The 16,119-nt window shown below is 38.7% G+C and carries 14 protein-coding genes; 3 read left to right on the top strand and 11 right to left on the bottom strand.

The window, feature by feature from the left end:
- Positions 1-53: 53 nt before the first annotated feature.
- Complete coding sequence (gene mutL, locus IPL24_01945) at positions 54-1,847, bottom strand: DNA mismatch repair endonuclease MutL (protein ID MBK8362467.1); 1,794 nt, start codon at positions 1,845-1,847, stop codon at positions 54-56.
- 289 nt (positions 1,848-2,136) lie between these two features.
- Between mutL and IPL24_01940 the strand changes: the two genes are divergently transcribed.
- Positions 2,137-2,502 (top strand): TerB family tellurite resistance protein, encoded by a 366-nt coding sequence (locus IPL24_01940; protein ID MBK8362466.1) that lies wholly within the window; start codon positions 2,137-2,139, stop codon positions 2,500-2,502.
- A 393-nt stretch (positions 2,503-2,895) separates the two neighbouring features.
- Here the strand turns inward: IPL24_01940 and msrA are convergent, their stop codons facing one another.
- The 9 genes from msrA to IPL24_01895 all read right to left on the bottom strand — a co-directional run bounded on the left by msrA (position 2,896) and on the right by IPL24_01895 (position 12,827).
- Complete coding sequence (gene msrA / locus IPL24_01935) at positions 2,896-3,513, bottom strand: peptide-methionine (S)-S-oxide reductase MsrA (GenBank protein MBK8362465.1); 618 nt, start codon at positions 3,511-3,513, stop codon at positions 2,896-2,898.
- Positions 3,514-3,634: 121 nt separating this feature from the next.
- Positions 3,635-4,087 carry a hypothetical protein gene (locus IPL24_01930; protein ID MBK8362464.1) on the bottom strand — a complete coding sequence of 151 codons (453 nt, stop codon included), beginning with the start codon at positions 4,085-4,087 and terminating at the stop codon, positions 3,635-3,637.
- A 6-nt stretch (positions 4,088-4,093) separates the two neighbouring features.
- Complete coding sequence (locus IPL24_01925; protein MBK8362463.1) at positions 4,094-4,735, bottom strand: class I SAM-dependent methyltransferase; 642 nt, start codon at positions 4,733-4,735, stop codon at positions 4,094-4,096.
- Positions 4,736-4,740: 5 nt separating this feature from the next.
- Positions 4,741-5,916 (bottom strand): Na+/H+ antiporter NhaA, encoded by a 1,176-nt coding sequence (gene nhaA / locus IPL24_01920; GenBank protein MBK8362462.1) that lies wholly within the window; start codon positions 5,914-5,916, stop codon positions 4,741-4,743.
- 45 nt (positions 5,917-5,961) lie between these two features.
- Positions 5,962-6,495 (bottom strand): TolC family protein, encoded by a 534-nt coding sequence (locus IPL24_01915; protein ID MBK8362461.1) that lies wholly within the window; start codon positions 6,493-6,495, stop codon positions 5,962-5,964.
- Positions 6,492-7,274, bottom strand: a complete 783-nt coding sequence (locus tag IPL24_01910) for a TolC family protein (GenBank protein MBK8362460.1) — start codon at positions 7,272-7,274, stop codon at positions 6,492-6,494. The genes IPL24_01915 and IPL24_01910 overlap by 4 nt, the downstream gene beginning before the upstream one ends.
- Positions 7,261-10,326: an efflux RND transporter permease subunit gene (locus IPL24_01905; GenBank protein ID MBK8362459.1), complete on the bottom strand. Its 3,066-nt coding sequence runs from the start codon at positions 10,324-10,326 to the stop codon at positions 7,261-7,263. Before IPL24_01905 ends, IPL24_01910 begins: the two co-directional genes overlap by 14 nt.
- Before the next feature lie 27 nt (positions 10,327-10,353).
- On the bottom strand, positions 10,354-11,412 hold the full coding sequence (locus IPL24_01900) for an efflux RND transporter periplasmic adaptor subunit (protein MBK8362458.1): 1,059 nt from the start codon (positions 11,410-11,412) through the stop codon (positions 10,354-10,356).
- Positions 11,413-11,747: 335 nt separating this feature from the next.
- Positions 11,748-12,827 carry a PD40 domain-containing protein gene (locus IPL24_01895; protein MBK8362457.1) on the bottom strand — a complete coding sequence of 360 codons (1,080 nt, stop codon included), beginning with the start codon at positions 12,825-12,827 and terminating at the stop codon, positions 11,748-11,750.
- A gap of 295 nt (positions 12,828-13,122) precedes the next feature.
- On the opposite strand from IPL24_01895, the gene IPL24_01890 reads away from it, so the two are divergent.
- The gene (locus tag IPL24_01890; GenBank protein ID MBK8362456.1) at positions 13,123-14,148 is read left to right on the top strand and encodes a hypothetical protein; all 1,026 of its coding nucleotides are present in this window, start codon (positions 13,123-13,125) and stop codon (positions 14,146-14,148) included.
- Between the two features lie 80 nt (positions 14,149-14,228).
- Positions 14,229-15,179, top strand: coding sequence for a M13 family metallopeptidase (locus IPL24_01885; GenBank protein ID MBK8362455.1), 951 nt, complete (start codon positions 14,229-14,231; stop codon positions 15,177-15,179).
- A gap of 113 nt (positions 15,180-15,292) precedes the next feature.
- Here the strand turns inward: IPL24_01885 and IPL24_01880 are convergent, their stop codons facing one another.
- Entirely contained in the window at positions 15,293-15,988 is a 696-nt protein-coding gene (locus tag IPL24_01880; protein ID MBK8362454.1) for a hypothetical protein, read from the bottom strand.
- Positions 15,989-16,119 lie beyond the last annotated feature (131 nt).

Genomic DNA, 16,119 nt, shown 5'->3' with positions numbered 1-16,119 from the left:
TTTTCAGAAGGCGGTAAGTGTTAAAATACCTGCTTTCAATATCAAAATTTTTTTCACTTGAAATAGTCGGAAAGGTCGGCGGTTTTCAACACTTTCATACACGGGCGACCATCGATTCCGCGATCTTTTTTGTCAGATTTCATCAGTTCCATGATGAGTGACTGGATTTCTTCACCTGATAATGCATCACCCCGGCGGACAGCCATACTTTTCGACATAGAATACGCCAGTTTCTCAGCAATGCCTGAACTCAATTCCGATGAATTATGTTTGTATTGTTCAATTATGTCTTCCAGGATCCCTTTTTCTCTGCCACTTGGAATTCCGACAGGAGCGGCATTCAGGACATATGTATTAACGCCAAATTCACTGATATCAAATCCAAATTCACGGATCTCTTCTTCAATTTCTTTTATGATCTGAAGATCGGAAGAATTTAACTGAATAGTTTGTGGAAACAACATTCTCTGTGAACTGATTGGCTGACCATTTATTTTATTGATCAGTTGATTGTAGATGATCCGTTCATGAGCAGCGGTAGCATCGATCAGTAATAGTTTATCGGAATTCTTGGCAATGATAAAAGGGCCGATCTGAAAAAAGTTATCACTGTTAATGATGATCTCTTCAAATTCAATAGGAGTACCGGTTGAAGTTTGATCTGCAGCCGGAAGTTGCACCTTACGGATATCATCATAAACTTTATCCCATCCTGCAGCAGCCATAGGCCGGCTTTCATTCCGGAATGGGTTATAGCCGGGATTCACCAAAACTGTTGGCATCTGTACCGGTTGATACCGCATTGAATGTGGTACATCAAAAGTTTGTTCTCTCTCAAAATCCAGAGCTGGAACAACGTTGTATTGTCCAAGAGAACGCTTTACTGCAGACCGTACAATTGCATATACAGACCGTTCGTCTTCAAATTTTATTTCAGTTTTTGTAGGGTGAATATTAACGTCGATCTTTGATGGATCAATATCTATGTACAACCAATACGATGCATAGCTGTCTTTCGGTAAAAGCTCTTCAAAAGCTCCGCTTACTGCATGATGCAGATAGTTGTCTTTTATAAATCTTCTGTTTACAAAAAAGAATTGCTCACCACGGGTCTTACGACTGTATTCCGGCTTTCCTACAAATCCATTGATTGAAAGCAGAGTTGTATCTTCTGAAATCGGAACCAGGCGTTCATTGTAATTGTTTCCATAAATATTTACAATTCGTTGCCGCATATTACTGATGGGCAATCTGAAATGCTCAATGTTATTCATGTTCAATGAAAATGCAATCTCCGGATGGGCAAGAGCAACGCGTTCGAATTCATCGATGATGTGACGAGCTTCGATAGGATTTGATTTCAGAAAATTTCTGCGTGCAGGAACATTATAGAAAAGATTTTTTACTGAGATAGAAGTACCGGACTGCATCCCTACAGGTTGCTGATCTTTGAATTCATTGCCTTCGATCTCGATCAGAGTACCGATCTCTTCTCCGGCTTTCATCGATTTCATTTCTACCTGTGAAATAGCAGCAATAGAGGCAAGGGCTTCTCCACGAAATCCTTTTGTCCGGATAGAAAATAGTTCGTCGGCAGAACTTATCTTTGAAGTTGCATGCCGTGCAAATGAAAGTCGTGCGTCGGAGGGTGTCATTCCCGAACCATTATCCACGATCCGAATCAACGTTTTACCGGACTCTTTGATGAATAATTCGATGTTGGTGCTTTTAGCATCAACAGCATTTTCCAAAAGTTCTTTAACTGCGGAAGCAGGCCGTTGAATTACTTCACCGGCGGCAATCTGATTCGCAACCGTTTCCGGTAATAATTTAATAATATCCGTCATACACCAATCCTGCTGTTAAAGTAGTTAGATCCAAATCAGAAGAGTTCCTTTCGACAAGCCTGAAATTTCCACAAAATTAATCGTAAATGTCAGGATTTTATTAAAAGATCCATAATATTTTAGCACCAACTTTCGGCTGTAATCCAATCATTTACTCATTATTAAGCACTTAATTTTCACCTTTGAAACTATTTTTAAAAATATCATAAAAAATTGTCAATAATTCATCGAAAATTCCTTTTCTATTAGCCTTTAATGTCCTAATTTGACATGTAAATATTCACTTGTTATGTCTGAAAGAAAACTAAACAAAGCAGAAGCCGGTTATCACATGCTTCAGCTCCTTTCTATGGTCGATGATTCATTTTCAGTCAATGAAGATCTTATCATAAAAAATTATCTCGTAGAAAACTATCCATTTCATGTTAGTCTTGATGGTGCAATGGAAAAGATCTCAGTCTTGAAAAAGGAAGATTACGTTCTCCATTTTCAGAAATGCATGGACGATTTTTATCAGGATTCAACTTCAGAAGAACGGATTCATTTTATGGATTTCGCAGTTAAGATCGTCAGCGCCGATGATAATGTGAGTCAGCAGGAAAATGTATTTCTGAAAATACTTTTTGATGCCTGGGATATCGAGCATGCAGAGTAGTATTGGATTTATTGCGAATTTCGCCCTATAAGAATTTACTGTTCACAGAAATGAGAAAAACAGTTACTTTCTTACACATTTTCAAGATTCTACTTTAGCAACATAACCTTTCGAAAACAGGGGCGTTAAAGCATATGTGTGTAATTATCCGGTTAATTTATCGGAGGGATAAAAAGGATGTGGACCTTTAAAGTTTATAAGAATCTATTCTTTTTCTAAGCTGAAATGCAGTGCCGTTTGATTTCGGTTCCCCTCAATAATTTCATACGAATTACTGTCTCGTAAGAGCAGAAGCTTGAAGATAATTATTTGTCGTAAGACAATAAAAATATTTATTGGATGTGGTGGGAAGGAGTCAATGTGGATAGTTGGCTCCTTTATTTTTTTACCGGATCAGTGCTCAGCACCTTTTAGTTTTCCTTTGAAAACTTTTTTGAATTTCTCCAGTTTCGGTGCAATCACAAACTGACAATAAGAAGCTTCTTTATTTTCATTGAAATAATTCTGATGACTATCATCGGCCTTATAAAAAACGGTATACGGAGAAATTTCAGTCACTACTTTTGATGAATACGCACCCGATTTATCAAGTTCTGCTTTAATTTCTTCTGCAACTTTTTTCTGTTCCGGAGAATGATAAAAGATCACAGACCGATATTGAGTTCCCACATCATTTCCCTGGCGGTTCAGTTGTGTCGGATCATGTGATTCAAAGAATGCTTTCAGTACATCTGCATAATTGAGTTTAGTCCTGTCGTAAGCAACCTGTACTACTTCAGCATGACCTGTAATTCCCATACAAACTTCGCGGTACGATGGATTTTTTATGGTACCGCCTGAAAACCCCGACTGAACAGAAATTACTCCATCAAGTATCTGAAATTGTGCTTCTGTACACCAGAAACATCCGCCACCAACTGTGGCAGTATCTATATTCGTTGCTTTTGTATCTGTCATGGCAATTGGAATTGGTTGATTTTTTTTAGTTTGTCCGCAAGCTGATAATGACATCAGCAAAAATACGAATGAATAAATTTTCATGAGCTTCATTTAACTTATTTTAAGAACAGGATAATGATCACTTATTACTCAACGAAATTTAAACATACTTAATGTATCGTTCTGAAAATAATTACTTCGTTATTGTAAAATCTCCCTGAGCCAATACATCTTTAGACTCTTCCGGAGTAATAATGATCTTGAATGCTCCGGTCGTGAAAAAATTGAAAGCAGTCATAACATACGTTGCGTCCTGTTTCACATCAATAATTTTATCGACGACCCATTCAGATTTTCCATTCTGGTCCTTATATGCTGTAAACTTCAATGCAGGATGAACAAGTGAAACACTGTCAGTGTTTTGAAGTTCTGCATAAAAAAGTACTTGTGTGCCTTTTTCAGTCAATAAATAGAAAGTATCTTTTGGAGCTTCAGGCTTAGGTTTTCCTAAAGTAAACCGGCCTGTCATATTCAAATTGTCGGTAATTGTCAGTTTAGAGACCTTTTGTGCATTGGTTGAAGGTGACAAACTTAGCAGGCAGATAAATAAAGTAAAGTTCACTTTCATATCATGTGGATTTTCCACTCAAAATTACTTCTTTTCTGCAATTGCACAAAAGGATATCATATCGGCTTTTCCACCACTTGGAAGTTCTGCAGTTTCGGAAATTAAAAGAACTGAAACTGCTGAAAACCCGTTTTCAGTCAGGAGTTGGATCAATTCATCTTTCGAATACATAGTAAAACCATATTGTGTAAATGGCATTTTCTCCATTGATTCTTTTGAACGGATCACGATAAACAATTTTCCGGAAGGTTTAAGTATCCGGTTTAAAACACGAATTCCTTTTTCAGGATCAGACCAGAAGTAGAGCGTATTGATCGTAAAAATCCTGTCGAATGAATTTTCATCGAAAGGAAGTTCTAAAATATCACCTTTGGTGAATCTGGCTTTTTCATTTTTGACCAGGTCAGAATTTGTCTGATCAGCTGCTTTGATCATATCTTCAGAAAGATCTACCCCTGTATAAGAAACAGAGTTTTCAATTTTAAACAGGTCATGGACAAAATGACCATCAGCCGGACCAACCTCTAGAATATTTGCTTCAGGAAAAAGATCGAGTTTCTTATAAGTAAATTCATAGAGTGGTCTGTTACTTATCGCCATCAGGTCAGTAACTAATTTTGAATTTTCACCATGTGGCTTACGCAATTGTTCAGCCAGTTCTTTCATTTCCATCATACCGTAGTTGTTTTTGAGAATTTCAGAATTGAATAACCAATAATTCCTGCTGCCAGACTTGAAAATACAATTGCAATTTTTGCATTGGTAATGAAATTTATGTCAGTGAAAGCAAGCATAGAAATAAAAATGGACATCGTAAAACCAATTCCACCTAGAAATCCTAATCCAAGCAATTGGGTAAAAGAGATCTCCTTTGGAAGAGAACTTATTTTCAATGAAACCATTAAAGTAACCATCATTAAAATGCCAATAGGTTTTCCCAGGATCAATCCGAGGCTGATACCAAAACTCTCCGGTGTTGTTAAGTGGCTCATAATATCACCATCGATAAAAATAGCTGTGTTTGCCATTGCAAATATCGGCATGATCGCAAAATTGACTACTGTATGCAAACCGGATTCCATTCGCATCAGCAAGGAAGTTTCACTCTTGTGAAAAGGAATTGTTGCTGCCAGGATCACACCTGCAATGGTAGAGTGTATACCCGACTGAAAAATACAGTACCAGAGAAAGATACCCGGAATTATATAGAGCCAGATATTACTTAATCGTTTATAGTTGAAGTAGGATAACAGTACAGTTGTCAGTCCGGCGAGAGCCAGATAAAAAATACTGATCGATGCAGAATAAAAAAGAGCGATCACTATCACTGCTCCAAGATCATCAACAACAGCAATAGCGGTGATCAGAATTTTTCCGGCGTCTGAAACTCTTTTTCCCAGAATAGAAATAATTCCAATTGCAAATGCAATATCCGTTGCCATAGGAATTCCCCAGCCGCTGGCTGAATCCAGACCGCTGTTAAACAGTGAATACAACACTGCCGGAACCAGCATTCCACCAATGGCAGCTGCAACAGGGATAGAAGCTCTTTGAAAGCCTTTCAACTCGCCGGCTATTAATTCCCGCTTGATCTCTAATCCCACAAGCAGGAAAAAAATTGTCATCAGGCCATCATTGATAAAATGAAGCAGGCTGATATGAACATCACCATTATGGTATATCGGAGATTCCCAGAAATGTATATACGATGATGAGAATCCGCTATTGGCAAGTATCAGCGAAACAACAGAAACAATGAGCAGAAGTATACCCGAGATCTTTTGTGAACTCGTGAACTTTCTGAAAGCATCAGTCAGACGATGTTGAATAAGTGTTATTGATTTCATTATTGTAAAAAGTCAAATATACAGTTTTCATCAGAAAAAAGTGAATCATCTGAAATCAGAGATCAATCTGCCCGAGAGACGTCTCAGTTCTGTCTCATTCGTTTTAGCATCGAAACGGGAATTGACAAGTCGCGTCATTGATTCTTCAAACGAACGGAATGCGTCTTGCAACTCAATGGCATTGCTGATTCCGATCCTGTATCTTTCCTGTGCAATGGCTAAAACTTCCTGAGCTAACAAAATATTATCTTCTTCTGTCTTCATGATCTCAATACTGTTATTAAAATTCCGGAAAGTATTCAGCAAGTCAGCATTCACAATATCATTCCATGAACTCAATTGTAATTTTGCATTCAGTACATCCAGCTTTGCATTTTTGATCTGGCGGTTAATATTGAAACCATGAAATATCGGGAATGATATTGTCGCGCCATAATTATATCCTTGCGATTGGTTCAGCAATGTAAATCCTGCTTCATTGGTGGAACGATTGAAGATGTAATGTGTTCCAAGATTGATTCTCGGATACCGGAGCGATTGATTTTCTTTCAGACTTAGTTCAGCAAGGCGCTGATTCATTTCGTAATACCGGAGATTATTATTTTCCGGCAGCATTTTTTTAATTCTTCGAGTGATGGTCTGAATGAAATAATTATTGTGTCTTCGGTAACAACAGGTGAGTCGAGAGCCCTGGCCATCAGCCGGTTCAGTGTCAGTTTGGATTCTTCAATCAATGAAATTGTTGCAAGTTCAATTGATTTCTGGCGATTATATTCCAGTTTAGCCTGCAACTGATCAAGTTTTGATCCTGATCCATTATTCAATTTTCTGTCTGCCAGTTGCAGTCGTTCTTCAAGCAATTTGATTTCCTGCTGAGTCGCTTTTAAGAGTTGCTGATTTATTATGATAGAGTAATAAGCTTTCACAACATCTTTGATCGTGATTTCCATCTGGATCTTTAGCTGTTGTTCCGACTGATAAAACAATCCATCGAGTTTCTTTTTAGTATGAAACATTTTCATGCCATCAAAAACTGTCCAGACAAGTCCTGCATCAAGATTAGTATTCGATGAACCTGAAGCATCTCTGTTTACCTCAGCACCTGTGTTATATTCCTGCTTCAGGTCATTTGTTGAATTAGTATAAGAACCATTCACATCAATATTCGGAAGCATTCCTGCATTGCCTATGGTATTGTTGTTGTCTTCTATCTGAGATAAATTCGAATAGATGAGAACATCATAGTTTTTTTCCAGGGCATTCTTCACTGCATTTTCAATTGTGAGTTTATTTTCCTGAGCACAAACGGCGCCTGAAAACAGAAGGAGCAGGAGGAGAGCAAATTTATTTTTTTTCATTTCTATTCTCTTTTGAAATGAATGTATATACAGCAGGTATAACATAAAGTGTAAGGACCAGTGAAAATAATAATCCGCCAACAACAACAATTCCCATTGGAATTCTGCTTTGAGCACCATTACCCAAACCAATTGCAATCGGCATTGCTCCTAAGATCGTTGCAATAGTTGTCATTAGGATGGGACGTAAGCGGGAAGTCGATGCATCAATAGCAGCGTCTCTTACCGATAGTCCTGCAAGTTTACGTTGGTTCGCAAATTCAACGATAAGAATTCCATTTTTGGTAACGAGTCCAATGAGCATTATAATTCCGATCTGACTGAAGATATTCAACGTTTGGTTGAACATCCACAAAGAGATCACAGCACCTCCTAATGCCAGTGGAACGGTAACCATGATAATAAATGGATCAATAAAACTTTCGAACTGAGCAGCGAGGATCAGATAAATGAGGATCAATGCAAGTATGAAAGCGAAAAGTATATTCGATCCCGATTCAGCAAAATCTCGTGATGGACCTGTAAGTTCTGTTGAGAACGAATCATCAAGAACTTTGTCTGCAATTTCATTCATGGCAGCGATACCATCACCGATCGTTTTCCCGGGTGCAAGTCCTGCTGAAACAGTAGCAGATTTGTATCGGTTGTAATGGTAGAGTTGAGGTGGACTGCTTTCTTCGACTACATCTACGAGGTTTTCCATCTGAATCATTTCTCCGGATTTATTCCTTACGTAAAGTGATTTCAGATCAATCGGCTCATCACGGTTTTCTCTGTCGACCTGAGCAATGACCTGATATTGCCGGCCATTCATAGTGAAATACGACATCCTTCTTCCGCTATAAGAAAACTGAAGTGTTTGTGCTACATCGCTGATCGAAACTCCCAATGCCGAAGCCCGGTCTCTGTTAATGGTAATATTTAATTCCGGTTTGTTGAATTTCAGATTGACATCCACACCCTGGAAAGTTGGATTCTTTCCTGCTTCTTCCATAAACTTCGGAAGCACAGCTTTCAACTTTTCAAAATTAGGACCTTGTAAAACAAATTGAACAGGCAGGCCGGATCGGGATGAACCTCCAACGCCAATCGTTTGCTCCTGCAATGCAAAGACTCTTCCTTCAGGAAAGGCTTTCATGTTTTTAGTAACGTAGTCTGCGACCTGCTGCTGACTTCTTTGACGCTTGTCAGCGTCTACTAAACCAATCCTTACAAAACCGGTATTAGGTGCACCGGAACCGGTAAAACCAGGAGCAGTAACACTCAATGCTATTCGCTTTTCTGGAATTGAATCGTTCACAAATTCAACAAGACGATTCATAAAGTTGTCCATGTAACCAAACGCAGTTCCTTCAGGGGCACTTACTTGCAGGCGGATTAAATTCCTGTCCTCAAGTGGTGCAAGTTCTGATTGAAGTGATGAACCCACTACATACACCAATCCGAGTGTTGCTAAAAGAATCACCCATGCCCAATTGCGGACTTTAATAAATGCTGCAAGTGACTTGCGATAACCTTCTGTCATTGCGACAAAAAATGGCTCTGTTCTCTCGTAAAATTTTGAATGCTTATGATTCTTCCGTGCTAATTTTACGTTCAGTACGGGTGTTAATGTAAGTGATACAAACGCCGAGATCAAAATGGCCCCGGCCATGACAATTCCAAATTCCCGGAACAGCCTCCCGACAAATCCTTCAAGGAAAATGATCGGTAAAAAAACTGCTGTAAGAGTAAGTGAAGTAGAAACGACGGCAAAGAAGATCTCATTAGAACCTTTTTCAGCTGCTTCAGCCGGCTCCATACCTTCTTCGATCTTCTTGTAAATATTTTCGGTCACAACAATCCCATCATCGACAACCAAACCGGTGGCGAGTACAATGGCAAGCAAGGTCAGGATGTTTACACTGAATCCTGCTACATACATAATAAAGAAAGCTCCGATCAGGGAAACAGGAATATCGATCAGCGGCCTGATTGCGATAAGCCAGTCCCGGAAAAATAGGAAGATGATCACCACAACAAGCAGAAAGGCAATAAGTAATGTTTCTTCAACTTCACCGATTGATCGTCTGATAAATTTGGTGTTATCTAATGCTATATCAAGTTTGAAATCTTTCGGAAGATCCTTTTTCAGTTGATCAAAACGGCGATAAAATTCATCGGCAATTTCAATGTAGTTAGATCCGGGTTGCGGAACAATGGCCAGTCCGATCATTGGCGTACCCGATTGTTTCAAAATTGTTTCGTCGTTCTCCGGACCAAGTTGAACAGTTGCTACATCCTGCAATCTGACAACTGAGCCATTCACAGAAGAGATGATAAGATTATTGAAATCATCAACCGTCTCTAGCTTACCCATTGTATTGATAGTAAGTTCCGTTGCATCGCCGACGATCTTTCCACCCGGAAGTTCGACATTCTCTTTATCAAGAGCATTCTGAATATCAATTGGAGTGAGGTCGAAAGAAGAAAGTTTGTTGGGTTCGATCCAGATACGCATTGCGTATTTCTTTTCGCCCCAGACCTGAATTGTACTTACACCCGGAATAGTCTGCAGTCTTTCTAAAATGACATTCGAAGCGTAATCACTGATCTGCATATGATTCCGGACATTGCTTTCAAGCGTCATCGAAACGATTGCATCGCTGTTTGCATCAGACTTGTTCACTACAGGTGGTGCATCGATATCCTGCGGCAACTGACGGATTGCCTGCGAAACTTTATCACGTACATCATTGGCAGCAGCTTCCAGATCGATCTCCAGATCGAATTCAACGGTAATACTACTGCTTCCCTGGTTGGAGGACGATGATATCGTTTTGATCCCGGCAATACCATTGATGGCTTTTTCTAATGGCTCAGTGATCTGCGATTCGACAACTTCTGAGGCAGCACCGGTATATGCAGTACGGACAGTAATTATTGGAGGATCGATAGAAGGATACTCACGGACACCTAAAAAATCAAAACCGATCAGACCAAAGAGGATAATGACAATGGAGAATACCATTGCCATTACAGGTCTTTTTAAACTAAGTGAACTTATTGACATAAAATCTGATTCGGATTGATGAAAAAATTAATTTACCACTGTAATCTTTAATGGAACCTTTGGTCTAACCTGCATCATGCCCGTGATAAGCACTGTATCGCCGGCCTGAACTCCACTGGTGATCTGTATTGACGAATCACTTCTTATGCCTGTTTCTACCATTGTCTTTTTTGCAAGACCATTTTCGCTGATATATACGCTTTGACCTTTGAGTTCAGGAATTACTGCCTGCGTTGGAACCTGTATTGCATCATCGATCACTTTAAGTGGAATGGTAACATGTGCAAATGCGCCCGGGAATATTCTCTGATCGCTGTTCGGACAAATTGCTCTTACCATAAAACTTCTGGTAGTAACATTAAGTCGCGGTTCGAATGCATAGATCTTTCCTTTAAAGATTCCTGAGGCAGATTCAGAAGTAAATGTGATCTCACTATTATTTGCGATCTGATCACGGAATCTTTCCGGTACAGTGAATTCTACTTTCAATGGATCGATGTCTTGTATTGAGGCGATTATCGTATTGGCAGCAATAAATGCTCCGAGTGAAACCGATTTCAAACCAATTGAACCATCGAACGGAGCTCTGATTTCTGTTTTGGAAATAGAAGACTGAACAATGTCGATATCTGCCTTAATACTATTGAGATTGTTTTGTGCGATCTCAAAATCCTGCTGACTGATTCCTTTTGCATCGAGCAGATCCCTCTGACGACTTTCAGATTTTTCTGCAAGTTCTTTTTGAAGTTGAAGTTTTTTCAACTGGGCTTTCAGATCGTCATCAAATAATTTTATCAGCAGGTCCCCTTTTTTAACTTTAGTACCTTCCTTAAAATTAATTGCAATAATTCGTCCTTGAACTTCATTTCTTAATTGTACTTCTTCATTCGCCATCACAGTTCCTGAAGAATACAATTTATATTCCAGTGGCTTTACAGAAAGAACAACAGCGCTGACATTAAGTGCCTGCTTACCTTTTGCAGAATCCGGAGTTGCAGCTTTATCGGAACTATTGCATTTCTTAAAATAGATAGTGACACCAATTAATACTAAAGACAAAATCAAAAGCAGTCTTCCTGTTTTCATATAAATGATTTGAATGATAATGGTCAACGCTTCAAAAAAAGCACCGCCGAATTAATACGACAAAGATAATTGAAAATAGTTTAAGGTTAAGAGAGTGGTAAAGCCAACTGTCAACATTTAAATAACATCGATAATATCGACTAATTCAAAAAAAATGAGTCATTTAACGGACTATTTGAGCAAGTTGAAACTCAGATAAATTAAAATATCATTCATTTAATATGAATTATTATTATTATTATTTCTGTTAAAATATTTCAATAAATAAATTACTTCATTTTGAATTCATTCAATTCCAAATCAGAAATTTTTCGTTCCTCGCTCTGAGTTATTCTTTAATCCTTCCACTCCGCATAAAACAAATTAGTATCATGTCCACCGCCATTATTTCTGTTGGAAGAAAAGATCAGATGTTTTCCATCAGGAGAAAAAACAGGGAATGCATCGAACGTCGGATCAAAACTAATTTGTTCCAGTTCGCTGCCGTCGAGTTTGCACATCCATAAATTAAAATGATAGCCTTTTTGTTTATGGTTGCTGGAGAAAATTACTTTTTTGCCATCCGGAGTAAAGAACGGTGCCCAGTTTGCCGAACCTAAATTCGTCGCTTGTTTAAGATCGGAGCCATCGATATTGCAAGTGTACAATTCCATATTTGTGGGCATAACCAATCCTTGTGCAAGCAGGTCTTTATATGTTTTAACATCTTCTTCTGTCTTCGGACGTGAAGCGCGGAAGATCAGTTTTTTTCCATCAGGAGAAAAGAATGCACCACCATCGTAGCCAAGCTCTTTAGTAACTTGTTTCACATTGCTGCCATCAATATTCATTGTATACAATTCCAGATCGCCACTACGTGTACTGGTAAAAACGATCAGGTCTCCTTTCGGACTTACAGTTGCTTCAGCATCGTAACCATCATCTTTGGTTAGCTGATTAACAACCTTTCCGTTTTTGTCAGCAACAAAAATATCGAAGGTAGAATAGAGTGGCCAAACGTATTTATGATCTGCCCGCGGAGCAGGTTTCGGCGGACAATCTTTTGATCCAAGATGTGTACTTGCGTAAAGCATCAATGAATCACCGGGTAGGAAATAGGAGCAGGTCGTTCTTCCCATACCGGTACTTACCATTTTCGGATTAAATTTTTGCAATGTCGAAGCAAAGATCTGATCGCAAGGCGCATTAAAATCCGGATTCGTCATTTGGAAAACGATGCTCTTACTGTCAAAACTGAAATAGGCTTCTGCATTGTCACCACCAAAGGTAAGCTGACGAATATTTGTCAGATGTTTTTCATCAGGAAAATGAACAGTTGTATCTGCTTTCTGCTTCACGGGTTGTCCCTGAGCAAGCACCTGATTTGAATTATAAATAAGCCCCCCCGAAATCAATATGAATAATAATTTTTTCATAATTCTTCGTTTTGTTTCCCGCAGATTACGCAGAATGCGCAGAATATCCGCAGATAGATTATTATTACTTCACCATTTACATTCGCACTATTCGCAAACCTGCAAACAATTCTAATGAGCTAAGAAACACCTTCCCCCACATCAAAATGTCACCCAATTGCAATTCTAAACATCAACTATAAACTGCCAATTTCTTAATCTGTGTTAAATTTCAGCAATGATTTTGCCGCCGTCGGATTTTAAATAGCTTTGTTGCCGTTTACTAAGGATATAATCAACTAAAAATCAACATACAATGCTCTCTTTCAAAAAATTAATCCTGTTAACCGCTCCGGCATTTATGCTTTGGAGTTGTTCAGGAAATTCAAAAGCCGATCTGTCTAATGTAAAAGAAGACGATTTTATTTTTCAATATATTGACAGTTCGGTAAGTCCGGGTGAAGACTTCTTCAAATTTGCCACAGGCACATGGATGAAACAAAATCCAATTCCGTCGAGTGAAAGACGGTGGGCTGTTTCTAATTTAGTTCAGAACGATATCTACGACAAACTACTTAAAATCAGTAACGAAGCTGCTGCTGACAATAAAGCTGAGAAGGGAAGTAATACTCAGCGTATCGGTGATTTCTGGTCGACGGGTATGGACAGTGCGACCATTGAAACACAAGGACTCACACCTTTGACTGCTCAATTAGAAATGATCAATTCGATCAAATCAAAAGAAGATGTTCTTAATACAATGGCTCTTTTCCAGATCAACATTGGTTCACCAATGTTTGCCGCTGCTATTTATCAGGATGAAATGAACAGCACTAAATATACGCTGCATTTTTATCAAGGTGGAATTGGATTGCCTGATAGAGATTATTACTTCAACACTGATTCACGTACCACAAATATCAGAAAGGAATACAAAGATCATTTAAAACAAATGTTCATTCTGATGGGTGAAGATGAAAAGAAAGCTTCTGCTGATGCAGCTGCAGTTTACAAGATTGAAGAAGATCTGGCAAAAGCTTCACGTAAGCTGGAAGACCTCCGTGATCCGTATGCTAACTATAACAAAATGTCGCTTGCTGATTTTTCAAAGACAACGCCAAGTATAAACTGGTCGAATCTTTTGAACAGAATGGAAATAAAAGGTATCGATACAGTGATCATCGGTCAACCGGAATTTTTTGCTCAGCTTGAAAAGAGTATAAACACAGTTAGTATTGAAGACTGGAAAAGTTATATGCGCTGGAATCTGATCGACAATTATGCATCTGAATTAAGTTCGAAATTCGTAAATCAGAATTTTAAGTTTTTGGAACTGTATTAACAGGTACAACTACTCAACGTCCACGCTGGAAAAAAATATTAGACGAGCAGGAAAATTATCTTGGTGATGCACTTGGACAATTGTATGTCGACAACTATGTTTCATCGACAATGCGTGATCGCTATACAAAACTGACTGAAGCGATGATTTCTGAATTCAAAATTCACATTGAGAATCTGGATTGGATGAGCAAGGAGACGAAAGAAAAAGCAGTTGAAAAACTAAAGAAAATTACTTACAAGGTTTGTTTCCCTGACAAATGGAAAGATTATTCAACAATGGAAATTGATCGTTCTTCTTATGCACAAAATGTAATGCGTTGTCGTGCATGGCAATTCAGATATTATGTCGACAAATTAAGTAAGCCTGTTGACCGCACTGAATGGGAAATGACGCCACAAACTTACAATGCATATTACAATCCGTCGAACAATGAGATCGTTCTTCCTGCAGCGATATTCCTTATTCCCGGATTACCTGATTCTCTTGCTGATGACGCTGTGATCTATGGTTATGCAGCAGCAAGTACAATAGGACATGAATTGACACATGGTTTTGATGATCAGGGCCGCCAGTTTGATGCTAATGGAAATCTTTCCAACTGGTGGACTGCCGAAGATTCTGTAAACTTTGGTAAGCGAGCTACTTTACTTGAGAAGCAATTCAACGATTACGTTGTGCTTGATAGTTTGCACATCAATGGTGCAGCCACTTTGGGTGAAAACATCGCTGATCTCGGCGGACTTGTGATCGGATTGGATGCGTTCAAGAAAACTGAGCAGTATAAAAAAGGGGAGAAGATCGATAGTCTGACTCCTACACAACGTTATTTCATGGGTTACACGATCGGTTGGTTAGGTCATGCACGTGATCAATCACTAGCCAATCAGGTAATGACAGATGTCCATGCTCCGAATTTCTTACGCGTAAACGGTCCAATGAGCAACATGCCTGAATTCTTCGAAGCCTTCGGAATCAAAGAAGGTGATAAGATGTGGAGATCGCCGGATTCGAGAGTAAAAATTTGGTAAGTAGTAATTGGTGAGTAGTAAGTAGCACCACTAAAGTTTGTCAACTGCATTACAACTATGAAATTGTAAGTAGTTACATTACTTTTGCTGTGCTAATTACTACTTACTACTTACTAATTTCCAAACACCTTCAACGAAAACTCCTCCGGCGTACCCTTAGCAGGCTCAACATAATCGACAACAATCTTATACTCTCCACTGCGCACCATGATCGATTGCCAGTCTTTGACTGGAGTAGAAGTTAATTCGCCGTAAGAATCATAGATCTTCAGCTTTACATTTTCTGAATTAGTACTTAATGCAATCCTCAGTTTTTTTGCGGATGGAATAGTAAACGAATATTGTTTCGGAAATCCGGGATTCAACGTCCCACTATAACCTGAGATCACTGTCTCTTCTGTATTTATTCCAAAAGGAACTTTTCTGAAAAGATGCGTTCCATCAGAATCAGATAACACCATGCGTGCTTCTGAGAGTGAATCAATATGAAAACCTTGTTCATAATCAGAATCAAAAAATGCATACTTTAATTTGATAGAATCTGTTCCGACAAGTTCCCAGTTACCCTGATATTCACTGGCAACAAAATCAACTGTGCCATCAGGTTTGAAAAAATATCCTTCGTTGTTCAGAATATTCTGACTGTCCAGACTCCAAAGTCCGCAAACAAAACTATGTATGATCTGTGTTGTATCATTTACAGCCACTCCCGTTTCAATCTCCCCGGCAGGTCGCTTCGCATCCCCACTGCAAGAATAAATAAACAACACAAATAAAAACGGAACAGAGTGATTAATATATTTTATCATTTGTTTATTTTTTTAATTAATGAACCATTTGTGAAACTTTAAGTCCCAGTCCACTGTATTTTTCATTTCACTTCATTTCACTTCATTTCACTTCATTTCTCTTCATTTCTCTTCATTTCTCTTCATTTCAC

This window comes from Bacteroidota bacterium (assembly GCA_016711505.1).
Taxonomy (GTDB): Bacteria; Bacteroidota; Bacteroidia; order AKYH767-A; family 2013-40CM-41-45; genus JADKIH01.
The sequence above is the reverse complement of the archived record's forward strand: the minus strand, read 5'-3'. Positions and strand labels throughout refer to the sequence as shown.